General features: G+C 60.6%; 14 protein-coding genes. 6 read left to right on the top strand and 8 right to left on the bottom strand.

Annotated elements, in window-relative coordinates:
• Positions 1–131 precede the first annotated feature (131 nt).
• From hemA to AC1DK3_RS05610, 4 genes are all read right to left on the bottom strand, one after another.
• The gene (gene hemA, locus AC1DK3_RS05625) at positions 132–1,364 is read right to left on the bottom strand and encodes a 5-aminolevulinate synthase (RefSeq protein WP_477191281.1); all 1,233 of its coding nucleotides are present in this window, start codon (positions 1,362–1,364) and stop codon (positions 132–134) included.
• Between the two features lie 253 nt (positions 1,365–1,617).
• Positions 1,618–2,961 (bottom strand): L,D-transpeptidase family protein, encoded by a 1,344-nt coding sequence (locus tag AC1DK3_RS05620; protein WP_477191280.1) that lies wholly within the window; start codon positions 2,959–2,961, stop codon positions 1,618–1,620.
• Positions 2,962–3,193: 232 nt separating this feature from the next.
• Entirely contained in the window at positions 3,194–3,703 is a 510-nt protein-coding gene (gene ldtR, locus AC1DK3_RS05615) for a transcriptional regulator LdtR (protein ID WP_477191279.1), read from the bottom strand.
• A gap of 216 nt (positions 3,704–3,919) precedes the next feature.
• Positions 3,920–5,035: an enoyl-CoA hydratase/isomerase family protein gene (locus tag AC1DK3_RS05610; RefSeq protein WP_477191278.1), complete on the bottom strand. Its 1,116-nt coding sequence runs from the start codon at positions 5,033–5,035 to the stop codon at positions 3,920–3,922.
• 258 nt (positions 5,036–5,293) lie between these two features.
• Here AC1DK3_RS05610 and AC1DK3_RS05605 point away from each other — a divergent pair, with 258 nt between their 5' ends.
• Positions 5,294–6,514 carry an extensin family protein gene (locus AC1DK3_RS05605; RefSeq protein ID WP_477191277.1) on the top strand — a complete coding sequence of 407 codons (1,221 nt, stop codon included), beginning with the start codon at positions 5,294–5,296 and terminating at the stop codon, positions 6,512–6,514.
• 181 nt (positions 6,515–6,695) lie between these two features.
• Positions 6,696–7,733 carry a porphobilinogen synthase gene (hemB, locus tag AC1DK3_RS05600; RefSeq protein ID WP_477191276.1) on the top strand — a complete coding sequence of 346 codons (1,038 nt, stop codon included), beginning with the start codon at positions 6,696–6,698 and terminating at the stop codon, positions 7,731–7,733.
• A gap of 33 nt (positions 7,734–7,766) precedes the next feature.
• Here the strand turns inward: hemB and AC1DK3_RS05595 are convergent, their stop codons facing one another.
• Positions 7,767–8,258: a DUF2155 domain-containing protein gene (locus AC1DK3_RS05595; protein ID WP_477192880.1), complete on the bottom strand. Its 492-nt coding sequence runs from the start codon at positions 8,256–8,258 to the stop codon at positions 7,767–7,769.
• A 176-nt stretch (positions 8,259–8,434) separates the two neighbouring features.
• Positions 8,435–8,833, bottom strand: a complete 399-nt coding sequence (locus tag AC1DK3_RS05590) for an NADH:ubiquinone oxidoreductase subunit NDUFA12 (RefSeq protein ID WP_477191275.1) — start codon at positions 8,831–8,833, stop codon at positions 8,435–8,437.
• A gap of 687 nt (positions 8,834–9,520) precedes the next feature.
• Here AC1DK3_RS05590 and AC1DK3_RS05585 point away from each other — a divergent pair.
• The gene (locus AC1DK3_RS05585; protein WP_477191274.1) at positions 9,521–13,279 is read left to right on the top strand and encodes a vitamin B12-dependent ribonucleotide reductase; all 3,759 of its coding nucleotides are present in this window, start codon (positions 9,521–9,523) and stop codon (positions 13,277–13,279) included.
• 27 nt (positions 13,280–13,306) lie between these two features.
• On the top strand, positions 13,307–13,864 hold the full coding sequence (locus tag AC1DK3_RS05580; RefSeq protein ID WP_477191273.1) for a hypothetical protein: 558 nt from the start codon (positions 13,307–13,309) through the stop codon (positions 13,862–13,864).
• 296 nt (positions 13,865–14,160) lie between these two features.
• Here the strand turns inward: AC1DK3_RS05580 and AC1DK3_RS05575 are convergent, their stop codons facing one another.
• A complete protein-coding gene (locus tag AC1DK3_RS05575) occupies positions 14,161–14,439 on the bottom strand; it encodes a hypothetical protein (RefSeq protein ID WP_477191272.1) in 279 nt (92 codons plus the stop codon).
• Between the two features lie 264 nt (positions 14,440–14,703).
• Between AC1DK3_RS05575 and AC1DK3_RS05570 the strand changes: the two genes are divergently transcribed.
• Together AC1DK3_RS05570 and AC1DK3_RS05565 are read left to right on the top strand one after the other, a co-directional pair.
• Positions 14,704–15,642: a hypothetical protein gene (locus tag AC1DK3_RS05570; RefSeq protein WP_477191271.1), complete on the top strand. Its 939-nt coding sequence runs from the start codon at positions 14,704–14,706 to the stop codon at positions 15,640–15,642.
• Between the two features lie 276 nt (positions 15,643–15,918).
• On the top strand, positions 15,919–16,533 hold the full coding sequence (locus AC1DK3_RS05565; protein ID WP_477191270.1) for a hypothetical protein: 615 nt from the start codon (positions 15,919–15,921) through the stop codon (positions 16,531–16,533).
• A gap of 30 nt (positions 16,534–16,563) precedes the next feature.
• On the opposite strand, the gene AC1DK3_RS05560 is transcribed toward AC1DK3_RS05565, so the two are convergent.
• Entirely contained in the window at positions 16,564–17,319 is a 756-nt protein-coding gene (locus AC1DK3_RS05560; protein ID WP_477191269.1) for a competence/damage-inducible protein A, read from the bottom strand.
• Positions 17,320–17,387 lie beyond the last annotated feature (68 nt).

The raw sequence follows: 17,387 nt of genomic DNA, 5'->3' as shown, positions 1-17,387 counted from the left end.
ACCGGCTTTCAACCATAGTTGCGAGCCACTATGCCAGCGCTCAACTCTATCCGCACCCGCGTAATAAAGGCGCGGGCCGCGGGTATTGCAGCGCAACTGAGGTGGTGCCGCCCAGGCGTTCCCGTAGGGCCTTACTCAGCCGCCTCGGCAAGGCTCTCGATCAGCGCCAGCGGGCACTGAGACCAGAGATCCGCCAGAGCGTTGACGAGGTGCTCCATATCGGCGTCCGTATGCTGAGGCGACGGTGTCAGCCGCAGCCGCTCGGTGCCACGCGGAACCGTCGGATAATTGATCGGTTGAACGTAGATACCGTAGCGATCGAGCAGCACGTCGGTCAGGGCCTTGCAGCGCACCGGATCGGCGACCAGCACGGGCACGATGTGGCTCGGTCCCGAAATGACGGGGAAATCGGCCGCCGCGAGACGCCGCTTCAGGGAGCGGGCGCGCTCCTGGTGCTGCTCACGCTCAACGTTGCTCGACTTCAAATGGCGGATGGACGCGAGGGCGCCGGCCGCGATCGCGGGCGCCAGCGAGGTCGTGAAGATGAAGCCTGGGGCATAAGACCGAATGGCGTCGCACAGCGTCTTGGACGCTGCGATGTAGCCGCCCATGACGCCGAAGCCCTTCGCGAGCGTGCCATTGATGATATCGATGCGATGCATGACGCCGTCGCGCTCGGCGACGCCGCCGCCGCGCGGGCCATAAAGCCCAACCGCATGGACCTCGTCGAGATACGTCAGCGCATTGTACTTTTCTGCGAGATCGCAGATCGCAGCGATCGGCGCTACGTGACCGTCCATCGAATAGACGCTCTCGAAGGCGATGATCTTCGGTGTGTCGCGCGGCACTTTCTGCAGGCGCGCTTCAAGATCGGCGAGATCGTTATGAACGAAGATCTGCTTCGGCCCGCGGCCGTTGCGGATGCCCGCGATCATCGACGCGTGATTCTTTTCGTCGGAAAAGATTACGCAGCCGGGAAAGAGCGTGGCGAGCGTCGATAGCGCTGCCTCGTTGGCGACGAATGCCGACGTAAAGAGAAGCGCCATCTCCTTGCCGTGGAGATCGGCAAGCTCGCGCTCGAGTTCGACGTGGTAATGGGTGGTGCCTGCGATGTTGCGCGTGCCGCCGGAACCGGCGCCGACGAGATCGATGGCCTCGTGCATCGCGGCGAGCACCTTCGGGTGCTGGCCCATGCCGAGATAATCGTTCGAGCACCAAACGGTTATCTGCTTTGCAGCTTCACCTTTGACGACTTCAGCTTTGGGGAAGGCACCTCTGCGGCGCTTCACATCAGCGAAAACCCGATAGCGTCCCTCACGCTTTACTGTATCGAGGGCGTCCGAGAGCATCTGCTCGTAGTTCATCAGTCGGTTTCCGCTCCCTAAAGCACGGCGTTCATTATTTTGGTCCTTTTATGTACCCAGGGACCTGAAAGGACCAGTGCCGTTTCGTCGCGCAGAGGATGAAAATTTGGTCAGGTCAAAAAGACCTTTCATCCGGTATTGGGGCTTTGTTTCTGGCAGCTAACGGCTCTGGCAGCAAGTCGTCGGGCGCATAACAGGCCTCCCGCATCTAGAAGCTATGATGCCATCGCGACCGTAAGGTGGCATCGACATGTTAATAGGAAGCTGCCACCTCGCCGATGCCGTCCTTCTGGTAAATGTCGCGCCGGAATTGCACGACCCCGTCTTCGGTCGCCCAGGCGCTGATGTAGACAAACATCAATTGAACGGGCTTTTTTAAGCGAACGTCCAGACGCTGTCCCTGTTCTTTCAGTTGCGCGACCCGATCGGCATTCCAGCCTTTCTGATCGGCGAGCAACCAGGCCGCCAAGTTTTCGATGTTATGGACGCGGATGCAGCCCGAGCTTTCCGAACGGAAGTTGCGGCCAAAGATGCGATCCGACGGGGTGTCGTGCATGTAAACGGAGTGGGCGCTGTCGAAGTTGATCTTCAGGAACCCGAGCGGGTTCTCCTTGCCCGGCTGCTGGCTGTACGTGTAGGTGCCGGGCGACACCTTCTCCCAGTTGATGCTCTGCGGATCGACCTTCTTTCCGCCTGCGTAGGCGTCGATGCCGAATTGCACCAGAACGTTCTGGCCCTTCTTCTGCATCTCGCGTCCACGCGGGATCAGGTCTTCCGAAACGACCGTCGGCGGCAGCCGCCACATCGGATTGAAGTTGAGGTCGGTGATCGGCGTGCGCAGAAGTGGTGTCGGACGCTCGGGCTTGCCGACGACGCCTGCGTACCGGGCAACGATCGCGCCGTTCTCCACGGCTTCGATATGTGCCGCTGGAATGTTTACGACGACGTATCTCTTCGATGTCGTCGGAATGGCTTCCTGCAAGCGCGCCAGATTGACCTTCAGCTGCTTCAGGCGGGCGTCCGCGGGCACGTTCAGGGCGGCGATCGTCCGCTTGTCGGCGATCCCTGTCGGCGTCAGGCCGTTCGACGCCTGGAACCGCTGGAGCGCCTTCTCGACATCGCTGTCGAAATAGCTCGAGGTTGTATTGGCGCTGCGGAGGTCTGCCGAGGCCGCTAAGCGGGCGCGGAGCAATGCGACGGCCGGATCGGTCGTCCCGGACTGCATGAGACTGTCACGGGGTGTCTTAGGCGGGGGCTCGGGAATTTGCGGCCAGCCGCCCTTCCCCACGATCATCGTGTACTGCCGGACCGCCATCTTGGTCGCTTCGATATTTGCCTTAGCGAGCGTCGCGTAGCCTTTGGGCGGGTTGGCTTCCCATTCGCGGACGAAGTCGGGATCGGTCCGGTTGCTTGTGTAGGACGGGCCGTCATTGCCGGAGCCAAAATTGAACCAGCTGAACCCCTGGGCCGCCGCACCGCCTAACCCGAGCCAGCCGGCCGCCGATATCGCAATAAATCCAATGCTCAGGATGCTGGCTATGAGCCGGCGGTCTGACAGGCCGATCCCTGCCCTAAGCTTCCGTTCCCCCAAGCCCACGTCCGTCCCCCGGCGCTTGCGATTCCAATTTGCGTTGGGGGCACACTATCTGAATTCCGAGCATTTGACATCGGATAGATGCCCCGCTGGCTTTCGGCGGACGGGCATGTCCACAGGTGCCCGTCGCCGCCGCCGTCGCGAACGAAAAAGGACCTCTCCGCGGATGCAGAGAGGCCCTCAACGCCCGTCGTACGACGGCGTCCAAAAGCAGGTTATGGGCGTCGGCCGTTTTTTAGAGGCGGTAACGAATCTGATCCGACCAGAAGCGTTCCAGACGAACCAGGGCTTTGTTCAAGCCTTTGACGTCGTCGTTGGAAACTTCGCCGACGGTCTGCACCGAGCCCAGCTGACGAAGATAGAGCTTCGAAACGATGTCCCGCGCCTCGAGGCCCTTGTCGGTCAGGCTCACACGCACCGACCGGCGATCCGTGTCGGACCGCTTGTAGTGAATGTATCCCATGTCGACGAGCTTCTTAAGATTGTAGGACACGTTCGACCCAAGGTAGTAACCCCTGGTCTTCAGCTCGCCTGCCGTCAGCTCGCTCTCGCCGATGTTGTAAAGGAGCAAGGCTTGCACGCTGTTGAGTTCGGCTCCGCCACGGCGATCAAACTCGTCCTTGATGACGTCGAGCAGAAGGCGATGCAGGCGCTCGATCAAACGCAGCGCCTGAAGGTATTCACCGCGAAACCCTTCTTCCTGGGCCGGCGCGCGGTGACGCGCCATATCGTACGCTAAACTCATAACCTGCCTCGCAATTGTTTGACGCCACCCGGTTTGCCCGGGTTTTGATAAATTGATAACGCGGAGGCCTGAATTTCGGCTAAATAGATATAGTAAAAGAATAGTAGGGGGGTGTCTTTGGAATGAATTTTTAACCAATATTCAGGGCAATTCTCCGAATTGGTAACTATCGTCCTAACGCGGCGACGACAATTAACAACAATATAGCCAGATTTTTTAAACTCGCGCCGCCTGCATCTCTGTTCTCTTCGGCAATTCGAGCTCTGCCCCTGGCAATGGCGCAAAATATGCTTCGACTACATCAGCAATACTATCATCATAGCGATTTGGTTTCCATGCTGGGCTGCCATCCTTGTCGATGAGCAGCGCGCGAACGCCTTCGTGGAAATCGTGGCTTTCGATGGATCGCAACGCTAGACGATAATCTTCGATGAGTGTTTGACGTATATCAAACGAAAGCGCCGATTGAATATGGCGGATCGTAATGGCCAGCGATATCGGCGAACACTTCGCCAGATCGGCGAGCGTCTTCTTCGCCCACTCCGAGCCTTTGGCCTCTGCATTCGTCAGCGACCGCAGAATACCTTGGAGCGTCGGCTCTGAAAAATGCTCGAGGATATGGCCCCGGTCTTTTTGCAAATCGCCAGGAGCTTGAATTTCGTTAAGGGCGTCGAGCATGGGGTCGACGGGTTCGGCGTCTTTCAATTTCGCCAGAATGCCGGGGAAATGCGTCGCGGAGATGCAATGCGTAACGAGACCTAGCCATTGCGCATCGGCGCGTCCGATCGCGCGGCCCGTGAGACCCAAATAGATTCCGATGGGCCACGGCATTTTCGCCAGCACGCGCGATATGCCAACGTCAGGGAACAGTCCGATCTTGGTCTCGGGCATCGCCCATTTGAAATTTTCGCCGGCGATGCGATGCGTATTGTATGCGGTCAAGCCGGCGCCCGAGCCCATGCACAGCCCATCGATGAACGACACGGTCGGCTTGGAGAAGCATTCAAGAAGCCAGTTGAGCGAATACTCGTTGCGGAGATAGCTCTTCGCGGTCTCGATATCGTCCTTTGCAGCAACCGACAGCGCCCGGACGTCGCCGCCGGCGCAGAAGGCCCGCGGATTATTGGAGAGAAGCGCGACGATGTAGACATCGGGATTACGAGCGACGGCCGGGATGGCGCTGCTCAACGTGCGGCACATCTCATCGTCGAGGGCGTTGAGGACGTTCGGCCTGCTCAGCGTGAACATCTGCAGCGCCTGCGATCGTTCCGCTATGATCTTCGGAGACTGCCCGACTGTCGATGTTTTGAGATCGGTGTTGTGCTGGTTCACTGCATGCTCGGTAAGTATCGGTGGCGCGACTCGGTTGTGAAATTCGATGCTATGGCCTGTTTCATACGAACTCGCCATATTTTGCGGCTATGGAATGATCTTCCACACTCCGGACGCTTGCCGTATCCCCGATCGGATCAACGGCCGAGTTTAGTATGAGCTTGGCCTGAAAAGGGAATTCTGGAATATTCAGGCTCCCGCCGAGATCAGCGCTCGCGTCGACTTTGTAGAGCGGCCGTGAAGGATGTACAGACAGAAATGATGACATCCCCCAGCACGACGGGCCCCAGCACGGGGCACGACACCAGACCGTCGCGCCTTCGGCACTTCGCAACTGCCGCCATTTTCGCCGCTTCATTGCTTGTTGGCGGAATGCCGGCTGATGCTCAGGCGAAGCAAAAGCCAACGCATCCCGCATCGGAAGCGACTTCCGCGGCCGAGCCCGCTTCTGCAGCGCCGCCGCCCGCTCAGGCTCCATCAGACGCGGCGAAGGCTGCTCAGAAACCGGAGGATGGCGCAAAGCCAGATGCTCCGGCGACGACTGCCGCCGCACCTGCGCCGAAGGCGCCCCCGACGTGGTCCGCAGCGGAGATTGCAGATGCCAAGGCGCATTGCGCGGTCGTTCTCAAGCGCATCCACGCCGTCGCCTTGCCGCATGAGCCGATCAAGGAGGGTGCATGCGGCACGCCTGCTCCCATCGAACTCATCAGTATCGGTCAGAACCCCCAGGTCGCGTTATCGCCGCCGGCGGTCGTGACCTGCGATCTCGCTGAGTCTCTGGTCAATTGGTTCGAAGGCGATGTGCAGCCGCTCGCTCGCAAGCACCTCAAATCCGAAATCATCACGATCCAGACAATGAGCTCCTATTCGTGCCGCAACGCTTACGGCCGCAAGAAGACGAAGCTCAGTGAGCACGGCTTGGCGAACGCGCTCGATATCGGCGGTTTCGTAACGGCGACGACGAAAACGGCCGATGTGCTTCAAGACTGGGGAAAGCCGCAACGCCAAATTTTGGCCGAGGCTGCCGCCGAGCAGCGCGCCGCAGAGGAAGCGGCTGCCAAGGCCGCGGGAACGGCGGTCGCGACCAATCCGGCTCAGGCCGCGCTCCCGTCGGCTCTGCCGTCAACCGCGGGAGCAGCTGTTACTTCGCTCGCGCGTTCGACAATCATCGACGGCGTCGGGGATGGCGAGCTCGCCGCAACGCCGACTTTGGCAACGGCCGATCCGGTCGTCGCTAACAAACTTGGCGGGCCACTCGGGAAGCCTTCCAAAAAGGGCTCGCCGGTTCAGAAAACGTCACAGGTGGGTGCACGTTCGACGTCCGATCCGAACCCCGAGGTCAAGGCGTTCCTGCGCGAGGCGCACGACGCCGCATGCCGGATCTTCGGAACGACGCTTGGGCCCGAGGCGAACGACGATCACCGGAATCATTTCCACATCGATATGGCGCAGCGCAAGTTTACCAAGATCTGCGATTAGCGGGCTTTGCGACGGTCAACTCCTGCAATCGGGCGGGGGCATTCCTGACCTGCATCGCTGTCATCCCTGATGGCACATCTGCGGCACGTCCAGCGGCTTGCGCCGAGGCGCGGCTCGTGTCCATTGTCGGCCGAAATTCGAGCGGCGCAGATTTCGCTGCTTCTGCCCAGGAAACTCGTTCATGTCCTCCCGCACACGCCCACCGGCCCCCCACCTCGAAACAGAGTCGCTTTCCGGCGGCTTTCCGGCGATCCGTATGCGCCGCAACCGGAAGGCCTCGTGGTCACGCCGGCTCGTCGCCGAACACCAATTGTCGCCCGCCGATCTGATCTGGCCGATGTTCGTCGTCGACGGCGCTGCGCTGCGCACGCCTATCGCGTCCATGCCAGGCGTCGAACGACTGAGCGTCGACCTCATCGTCGATGCCGCGAAGCACGCCGTCGATCTCGGCATTCCGGCGATCGCGCTCTTTCCTTTCACCGATCCGAAAAAGCGCAGCGAGGATGCGGCCGAAGCCTTCAATCCGGACAATCTGGTTTGCCGGGCGACGCGCGCGATCAAGGCTGCGAACCTCGATCTCGGCGTCATCCTCGACGTCGCTCTCGATCCCTACACGAGCCACGGGCATGACGGCCTTCTCGTCGGCGAGGAGATCGTGAACGACGAGACGAATGCGGCACTCGTCAAGCAGGCGCTCGTGCAGGCGGAAGCGGGCGCGGACGTTCTTGCGCCGTCAGACATGATGGACGGGCGCATCGGCGTTATTCGCGGCGCGCTCGAAGGGAACGGATTCAAGAACACCCAAATCATGTCGTATGCGGCGAAGTATGCGAGCGCGTTCTACGGTCCGTTCCGCGACGCGGTCGGATCTTCGGGACTTCTGAAGGGCGACAAGCGAACCTATCAGATGAACCCCGCGAACACCGAAGAAGCACTTCGCGAGGTCGCCATCGATCTCGACGAGGGCGCAGACATGGTGATGGTGAAGCCCGGGATGCCCTACCTCGATGTCGTGCGTCGCGTATCGGAAACGTTCGGGGTGCCGACCTTGGCTTATCAAGTCTCGGGCGAATACGCGATGCTTGCCGCGGCCTTCGAAAAGGGCTGGCTCGATCCGGATAAGACGATGCTCGAAAGTCTGCTCGCGTTCAAACGCGCGGGCGCTTCTGGCGTTCTCACGTATTTCGCGCCAAAGGCGGCGCGGCTGCTCGCGGAATAGCAGCGTTCGTCCGAGGATGACGGTGGCGGCAAACTAGCGGCGGACGCGGCGGCGGTAATCCTGGTCGGCAGGCGCTTCGCCGTTGTCCTGATAGCCGCTATCCGGCGGTTGCTGGCCTTCGGCCGTCGCGGGCGCGCCTGTTGGAGCGCCCTCGGGCGTGACGGGCTTCTGCTCAGAGATCGTGCGGGCCGGCTTGTTGCACTCGGTCAGCCAGACGTCATAGGTCGGATGCTCGAGGCCATAAATGCCGGGGCTCTCGGCAAACATCCAGCCCGTGAAAATTCGCTTTTCCGAACCATCGAGCTGCGTTTCGTCGATCTCGACGAACGTCGTCGTCTTTGGCTCTTCCGTCAGCGGACGCGAATAGCATGCGCGCGGCGTGACCTTGAGCGCGCCGAACGTCGCCGTTTCGCCCAGCGCCACCTCGAATTTCGAGATGTGCGCCGTCACCTTGTCGAGCGCGGAAAAAACGGCAACCTGATTTTCGATGCGATCAGCCTTGGCGGGCGCGGTCGCCGCGCTCATTGCACCGGCGAGCAATAGCGTCAGCGACGTAACGGCCGCTCCGCGACGGTGAAGCCGTACGCTCAGCGCAAAATTCAAAAGCAACGGCTTTCTCAATTCAGAATCCAGTGAGGGGGGCGCTGCCCGGCGGAGGCCCTCGATTGAGCCTCAAAGCGGGCGAATTTTCGATCAGGCGGTCAGTGCGGCTTCCACGCCTTGTAATCGCTGGTCGACTTGGCGCGCTCGCCTTTACCCAAGATCGAGCCTTTCGGGCGATACGCGAGCGGCGTACCCGTCAGGTTCATCTGGTGCGGCTTCTGCCACGGGCGGGGATGATAGCGTTCGTCAGTCGGGATCGTATCGACGGTATAATGAAGCCAGCCGTGCCAATCGGGCGGCACCTGGCTCGCCTCGGAAAGCTTCGGATATATGACCCAGCGCGCGGGCACGCCGAGCGGTCCGACGCCCGACTTTTGGACGAAGTAGCGATTTCCAAATTCGTCCTGGCCGACCTGCTTGCCTTTCCGCAGCGTGAAAAGTCTGGTTCCCCAGGTATTTCCGCCCCACCAGCTGAAGATTTCGCTGAGTAAGCCCATGTCTTGAAGGTCCTTTTCCCGCCGCGCCTCGGTTTCGACTTAGCTGCACCGCGGGGCTTATGTCCAGACTGTAGGAAGGAGATGCAGCCGCGCAACAGCGACTGTGCGGAATCGCACTAAGCTCTGGGTCGTCAGGGTGAGCAAAATCGAGAAATCCCACCTCATCCACATGGTCAACGACTTAGAACCACGTTGAAACATACTAAAATCAGCGCGAAACGCGTCATCCGCTCGAAGTTACCAACAGCACTAGATATAGTATGTGTTGCGGCTGCTACCCCAATATATATCCCAGAAAGCGTGACGAGCGGATCGAATCGTCCTACCTTTGATGAGTGTTCGGCGAGTATGCGACAGTCCGTGGGGAAGTTGTGGACCGAGCCGTCGTCGAGTTGAGACTAAGCATTCCGGAGCGTTATTTCCTGTCGCGTCCAGCGTAGCGCACGAGCACCTCGTCGCCACCAAACACCTTTGTGGTTGGCAGAACACCGGCGGATTGCGGCCATTGGCCGTCGTCGCTGGCGCGGAGAAGTGCGCGCTCTAAGCGCGGCAAGTTGTGTGCGTCTCGGTCATGCGTCGTCGTCATCACGCCTGAGCGCCGGAAAGCAGGGTCCAGCGCAAGGCAATCATTCCATACGGCAGGCGGACGAGCGTCCGTTTGCCGCGAAATTTCGGGGGCACTTACCTATGAAGATTACGCGGCGTTTCACTGAAGCCGGACTCTCGCCTTATGCCTCGATCCCGTTCCGCCGTGCGACGTCTGAAATCAAGAACCCCGACGGCTCGATCGTTTTCAAACTCGACGGCTTCGATGTTCCAGAGCAGTTCAGCCAGGTTGCAGCAGACATTCTCGCGCAGAAGTATTTCCGCAAAGCCGGCGTTGCGCGCCGCCTAAGGCGTTGCGAAGAAACGCAGGTTCCCTCGTGGCTCTGGCGCTCGGCACCCGATGACGCGGCGCTTGCGGAGCTTCCCGAGAACGAGCGCTTCGGCGGCGAGACGGATGCGCGGCAGGTGTTCGACCGCCTCGCCGGCACGTGGACCTATTGGGGCTGGAAGGGCGGCTACTTCACGTCCGAAGCCGACGCTCAGGCCTTCTTCGACGAGCTTCGCTATATGCTGGCGATGCAGATGGCGGCGCCGAACTCGCCGCAGTGGTTCAACACCGGCCTGCACTGGGCTTACGGCATCGACGGCCCTGGCCAAGGCCACATGTACGTCGATTATCAGACGGGCGAACTCGTCAACTCGACGTCCGCCTACGAGCACCCGCAGCCGCACGCCTGCTTCATCCAGTCGGTTGCCGACGACCTCGTCAACGAGGGCGGCATCATGGACCTCTGGGTTCGTGAAGCGCGGCTCTTCAAATACGGTTCCGGCACGGGTTCGAACTTCTCGTCGCTTCGCGGCGCCAATGAAAAGCTATCGGGCGGCGGTCGTTCGTCGGGCCTGATGAGCTTCCTGAAGATCGGCGATCGCGCGGCTGGCGCCATCAAGTCTGGCGGCACGACGCGCCGCGCGGCCAAGATGGTCGTTGTCGACGTCGATCATCCCGATATCGAGGAATACATCACCTGGAAGGTGCGCGAGGAGCAGAAGGTCGCCGCCCTCGTTACGGGTTCCAAGATCTGCCAGAAGCGGCTCAAGGCCGTCATGAAGGCTTGTGTCAACTGCGAAGCCGAGGGCGATGCCTGCTTCGAGCCGACGAAAAATCCGAAGCTCAAGATCGCGATCCGCGAAGCCAAGCGCGACGGCGTTCCGCAGAACTACATTCTGCGCGTCGTCCAGTTCGCCAAGCAGGGCTATAAGGAAATCTCGTTCGACACGTACGACACCGATTGGGATAGCGAAGCCTATCTGACGGTCGCCGGGCAGAACTCGAACAACTCGGTGCGCGTCACCGACGAATTCCTCAACGCCGTTGCCGACGACAAGGACTGGCAGCTGCGCGCCCGCCTTACCAACAAAGTGACGAAGACGATGCGCGCCCAGGACCTTTGGGAGCAGATCGGTTTCGCCGCGTGGGCTTCGGCCGATCCCGGCATCCAGTTCCACACCACCATCAACGACTGGCACACGTGCCCGCAGTCGGGGCCGATCCGCGCGTCGAACCCATGCTCGGAGTACATGTTCCTCGACGATACGGCGTGCAATCTCGCGTCGCTCAATCTCTTGCGCTTCCGCCGTGAAGATAAGTCGTTCGACATCGAATCCTACGAGCACGGCTGCCGCCTGTGGACGGTCGTGCTCGAAATTTCGGTGCTGATGGCGCAGTTCCCGTCGCGGCAGATCGCTGAGCTTTCCTACCGTTACCGCACGCTCGGTCTCGGCTTCGCGAACATCGGCGGGTTGCTGATGTCGGCTGGCATTCCTTACGACTCGGCTGAGGGCCGCGCGATCTGCGGTGCGATCTCCGCGATCATGACCGGTGTTTCCTACGCGACGAGCGCGGAGATGTCCGCCGAACTCGGGCCGTTCCCCGGATACGGACCGAACGCGCAGGACATGCTGCGCGTGATGCGCAACCATCGCCGGGCGGCACACGGCGAATCCGAGTTCTACGAAAAACTCGCGACCGCGCCGGTTCCGCTCGACCATGGCTCGTTGAAAGACGCGCGCCTCGGTGAAGCCGCGAAACGTGCGTGGGATAACGCGCTCGAACTCGGGCAGGAGCACGGGTATCGCAATGCGCAGGCGACCGTCGTCGCGCCGACCGGCACGATCGGCCTCGTCATGGACTGCGATACGACCGGCATCGAGCCTGACTTCGCGCTCGTCAAGTTCAAGAAGCTTGCGGGCGGCGGCTACTTCAAGATCATCAACCAGTCCGTGCCGGAAGCGCTGCGTGGTCTCGGCTATCGCGAAAGCCAAATCGCGGAGATGGAGGTCTATGCCGTCGGTCATGCGTCGCTGAAGCAGGCGCCTGCGATCAACACGCAGACGCTTAAAGCCCGCGGCTTCACGGACGAGGCGCTCGCCAAGATCGAGAAGGGTCTCGGCACGGCGTTCGACATCAAGTTCGTGTTCAACCGCTGGACGCTCGGCGACGCATTCCTGACCGAGACGCTCGGCATCCCGGCCGACAAGATCAACGATCCGTCATTCGACTTCTTCGCGCATCTCGGCTTCTCGAAGAAGGACGTGGACGCTGCGAACGAACACGTCTGCGGAGCGATGACGCTCGAAGGTGCGCCGCATCTGAAGCCCGAGCATCTGCCGGTCTTCGATTGCGCCAACCCGTGCGGCAAGAAGGGCAAGCGTTACCTTTCGGTCGAGAGCCACATCCGCATGATGGCGGCATCGCAGCCGTTCATCTCGGGCGCCATCTCGAAGACGATCAACATGCCGAACGACGCTACGGTGGCGGATTGCAAACAGTCCTACATGCTGTCGTGGAAGCTGGCGCTCAAGGCCAACGCGCTTTACCGCGACGGCTCGAAGCTCTCGCAGCCGTTGAACAGCCAGGTTCTGGGCGATGACGTCGATGACGCGGAAGAAGCCGCCGACGCGCTGATGTCACAGCCGATGGCAGCACGTACGGCCGCCATTACGGAAAAGATCGTCGAGAAAATCGTCGAACGCATCGTCTACGTCAAAGAGGAAGCCGCCGCCCAGGATCGCGCCAAGCTTCCCGGCCGGCGCAAGGGCTACACGCAGAAAGCTGCCGTCGGCGGCCACAAGGTGTATCTCCGCACCGGCGAATACGACGACGGGCGGCTCGGCGAGATCTTCATCGACATGCACAAGGAAGGCGCCGCCTTCCGGTCGTTGATGAACAACTTCGCCATCGCCATCTCGCTCGGCCTGCAGTACGGCGTGCCGCTCGAAGAGTACGTGGAAGCCTTCACCTTCACGCGCTTCGAACCGGCCGGCCTCGTGCAGGGTAACGAGACGATCAAGAACGCGACGTCGATCCTCGACTACATCTTCCGCGAACTCGCCGTGTCGTACCTCGGCCGTCACGACCTTGCGCACGTCGATCCGCGCGAGATCGTCGGCGAGACGGGTCTCGGTTCGAGCGAAGACACGACGGACGAGCAGCTGGCGCTCAACTTGCCGGAAGTGTCGAAGATGGTGTCGAAGGGTCTTGTTCGCGGCAATCCGATCGTTCGGCTTGCCAGCAGCACGACGCAGAGCGGACCGAAGGCTTCGTCTCTTGGCGCTGCTGCCGTCCAGAGCAAGGGCAGCTTCGACGCCAGTTCGCGGTATGTGGAGCAGACGCTGACGCATGGCGCCAACGCGCTCTCGACGGTCAGCGAAGAGAGGCACGCGGTTGTTTCGTCATCAGCCGTTCTGACGAAGTCGGAGATCTTCAAGCAGCGCGTCTCGGAAGCGAAATTGCGCGGTTATGAAGGCGTTTCATGCAGCGAGTGCCACAACTTCACGATGGTGCGGAATGGCACGTGCTTGAAGTGTGACACGTGCGGATCAACGAGCGGGTGTAGCTGATTACCAAACGGGGATAGAGTGACCGGTATGTGGGGCATAATCACCGGCGAGTTTTTCTGGGGTATCGTTGTTGGGCTCATCCTCTCTTTCTTGGGGGGGTGGGTCCTTGCTTTCTTCACCATAAGACTTACCCAGAAAAACCAAAGAGAAGTGGTGCGAAATTTCTCCATCGACACGATACAAAATCTTCAAGCAATAATTCGCGACATGGACGCCACAACTACGCGCGCTCAAGCTATACATCATGATTTTCTAGCGTTGATCGATATTGAAATTTCAATTTATGGTCGGAATCGAGAGCATCTGATCCATTTGCCCGAAGGTGTGCGAAATGATTTTCGAAAATTCATGAACGAGTGTGCGATTAGAAAAGCTGAGATAGCATCTCAATTGGATCGCTTCTACCAGATCAATTCGCTCGCAGACCAAATTCAAGCAGAGGGCCGTGCTCCTGAAGCCGAACGTACAAGACAGCAGACTTTCAGTTACCTTGAAGGAGCTCGCAGGGCTTCTGATAAGCTGGTAGCGACCGCAAATAGCGCAAGCGAAATTCTGAACAAGCTTCGGACCTCCACAAAATTTTAAACAGTGAGGCCCACGCTTCGTTCGGCATCCTCGAACGCGCGAGCGGAGCGACCGCGTTCGGGGATCCAGCGTGAGACTCGCCGCAGACGACCGAATTTCTTCAAGGCGCTTCAGCAAGGGGCGCCTTGTTTGTTTTTTGACTTGGCTGGATCCCGGCCTGCGCCGGGATGACGAAGTTTGCAGATATGCGTCTCGGAAAAAAAACAAAGCCGCCAAGGGCACCCTCCGAACGCGGAACGGAAAGTGCCCTTTGGCGGCGGCTGATAACGCTATCCCGCCCCCCGGCCGGAACGCGATCAGGGCTGGTGTTTCACCTTCTTGATCTTGTGCGCATGAGCCTTATGCGCGGGCGCCTTGTGCGGTTTGGGCTTCGCGTGCGCTTCAGCGACCTTGTGCTTGTGCTTGTGAGCCCGGTGCGCGTGAGCGTGCTTTTTCTTCTTCTCGTCCTTCACCGTATGCGAGACGAGCGTCTTCGCGCCCGGAGCATGCAGCTTCGGCGCGGACGTTGCGGCTTCGGCGGAGATGCTCGCGCCCAAAACGAACGCCCCAAGCAAAACCAATTTCGCGATTTTCATTTCATCTTTCCCCGAGCTGGTCCCAGCCGTCTTGAGCTGTTCCGCAACGCTAGGGACCGGTTCCCCAAAAGCGAACGAAGAAAAAGTAAAATGCTCTGCAGGAAACTTTCCGTATGACAACGCCTATCAATCGGGATTTCCAGTGCCGGCATCAGCGGCAGAACGAGGTGAAATCGTTGGCGTACGAATAATTTTGCCGTCGACAGTTGACGCGCCGCGGCGTTTTGAGGACTGTTCATCATAGCGTTGCTGTTGGAGGTTCCTTTGCCACCGGAAGCCCTCGCCCTCACCTGGGCCCTGCTCTTCGTCATCGCCAGCGGCCTTGTTTTCCGGTTTTTCTCCTGGCTCGGCCGTCGTTCTCGAGCCCGGCAATCGTCGAACGTCACGCCGAATAGAGCGGAAGATGCGGTTGCCACGAAAGCGGCGGCGGCACCGCTTCCCGTTTCTGCACCTCCACTTGCTCGCCCGGCCGTGGATGTGCCGCGAACCGCGTCGCGCCCAGCCGCTGCCGCAAATGTGCCGAAGCCGGCGCCTGCCCGGGCTTACGCTTCGCCGCGATCATCAGTCGAACCTACCGCGCCGAACATCGAACGCGCCATTAGCGATATCCCGGCAGCCGTCATCGCGGAGCCGCCGAAACCTTTGCTTCGCGCGCCGCTAAAGCCGAACATTGGGGCGACCCTCGCTCCAACGCCGCCGCCGACGGTGCTGCAAAAGGCGAGCATTGCGGCCACGCTGCCGCCCGCGACGGCTGAGCCGGTTGCGCAGATTGCGCAGGTGGTTGTGGAGCCTGTCGTGGACCCGGTCGCAGAGCCTGCCGCTCCGGCTGTTGCGATCGCGTCCGATCCGGCGCCGGATCTTCCCGCACCTGCCGCTCCCTTCGTCACGCGCACGAAGTTGTTCGATTCAAAGCTTCTTCGGGCTTGGAAGCTCGGCGCGATTGCTCCGCGGCTCGACGTTCGCCTTAAGGAATCGCGGAACCGGAAAGTGGTTGCGGGTCCGAAGACGAGCCGGAAGCCGCCAGAGGTGGTAAGCACGAAGGAACTGAAGGTGCTTGCGCAACGAAGCGCCCCAGACCGGCCACCCGTTCGGCGCATCCGTCGCGAGCGGGCTGAAAACATTCTGGCCTCGGCGCAGGCTCAAACCCGGATCGTTGGAGTGCCTCCGCGCGGCTATCGCGTCCTCGCGGCGAATGAGCTGTGAATTTCTGTGCGACTGTGGCTGATTAGGCGAGCCAAAAGCGACCCTCTCGAACCGTCTCAGCACGCCGTTTGCTCAATCGTGATTCTTCCGGATTGACGGTAGACGCTCGGTTTTGGGCGATTTTCCTCATGTTCGGTATAAGCGGCTGAATGCCGTCCACACCTTATCCTCATCTCTCCCCATTGTTCGGGGGCTACACGGTGTCCGGCTGGCTCCGACCTCGCGAATCAGGGCACTTTCCGGCCAGATTAATCTTTGAGAAATGCGGAGTTAGAGATGGCACAGCACGTGCGGGCACCCCTGTCGGTTTACATGCTCGCTGATCATCTCGATGCCGCGCTTGCAGCGGGCGAAGACTTGATGGCTCGCGGCGGCGACTGGCGCGCGCTTACCGAGACGCCTGCCGATCCGAGCGACTTCATCCTGCGTCAGCGCGCTGTTGCGGAAGAGGTCCGCAGCTTCGAACTGATGCTCGTCGCCCGTATCCTGAAGGCCCGCAGCCACGCCAGCTCGCTCGCCGAATGTGATGACCGCTTCCGCGCCATCGCCAAGCTCTTCGTCTCTGGGACAGCTATCCTGCTCGATGCCGTCGAGGAAAGCGGCGATGCCAGAGCCACGGATTTCGACACTGCGGACGACATCGTCGCCTACGTTCGCAGCCGTGGCCTCATCGCGCCCGACGCACCGGCCATGCGGATCGCTTCGGATCTGACGATCGACGACAATTTCCTCGTCGCGAAGCGCATCGCCCTCGGGCCGCTTCTCGATATGGCGGCGGCATTTCTCGATGCGCTCGACGTTCAGTACGATCTTTTTGGCGGCGACGCGCCGGTTACGTCGAATGCGCGTACGGCCGACGCCGACGAGAGCGAGCGGGCGCGGCTGAACTGACGCGACTGGCCTGACACGACTGGCCGCGCCTCACACGCCCAAAGCCGCTTTGAGCGTGTCGACTGCCTCGGTCAGGCGGTCTCGATCGGAACAGCGCAGCACCAAATCCGACGCCGGCCGACCGTCGCGCAGCAGCGGGTAGCTTCCCATCTGCACATCCCGGTAGCGGCTCTGGTGGGCGGAGAATATGTCGGCGATTTCGCTCTCCGGACGATTGACCGGGATCGTGACGGACAAGAGCCTGGCGCCGGTCTCCAGGGTTGGCGTCAGGGATTGGAGCATCTCTCGCATGATGCTCGGCACGCCGGCCATCACGAAGACATTCCCAAGGCGAAAGCCGGGCGCGGCCGACACAGGATTTTCGATCAAGTCAGCCCCTGAGGGTATCCGCGCCATGCGAAGACGCGCCGGCGTCAATTCGAGGCCCTTTGCGACGTAATAATCGCTCAGAATTTTCTCAGCTCGCGCGTCGATAGCGATCGGCACTCCGAAGGCCTTCGCAAGACTGTCCGCCGTGATGTCGTCGTGGGTCGGGCCGATGCCGCCGGTTGTGAAGAGATAGTCGTAGCGGCGGCGCAGGGCATCGACGGCGGCGACGATATCGGCCTCATCGTCCGGAACAACGCGGACCTCACGCAGCCTAATGCCGACATTCGTCAAGTGATCAGCGAGGGCGCCGATATTCTGATCTTTGGTTCGCCCGGAAAGGATTTCATCGCCAATGACGAGCAGAGCCGCTGTCACGATCCGTTCTTCTGCCAAGGTGCCACTCGCCGATATGTGCATTGCTTCCTCGTCTTAGCATTCCCTTAGCATTCCCGGGCGCCGCACGAAAACACTTGCCCGCCGGTCCC

It is taken from the genome of Hyphomicrobium sp. 01T421 (genome assembly GCF_056398805.1).
The sequence above is the reverse complement of the archived record's forward strand: the minus strand, read 5'-3'. Positions and strand labels throughout refer to the sequence as shown.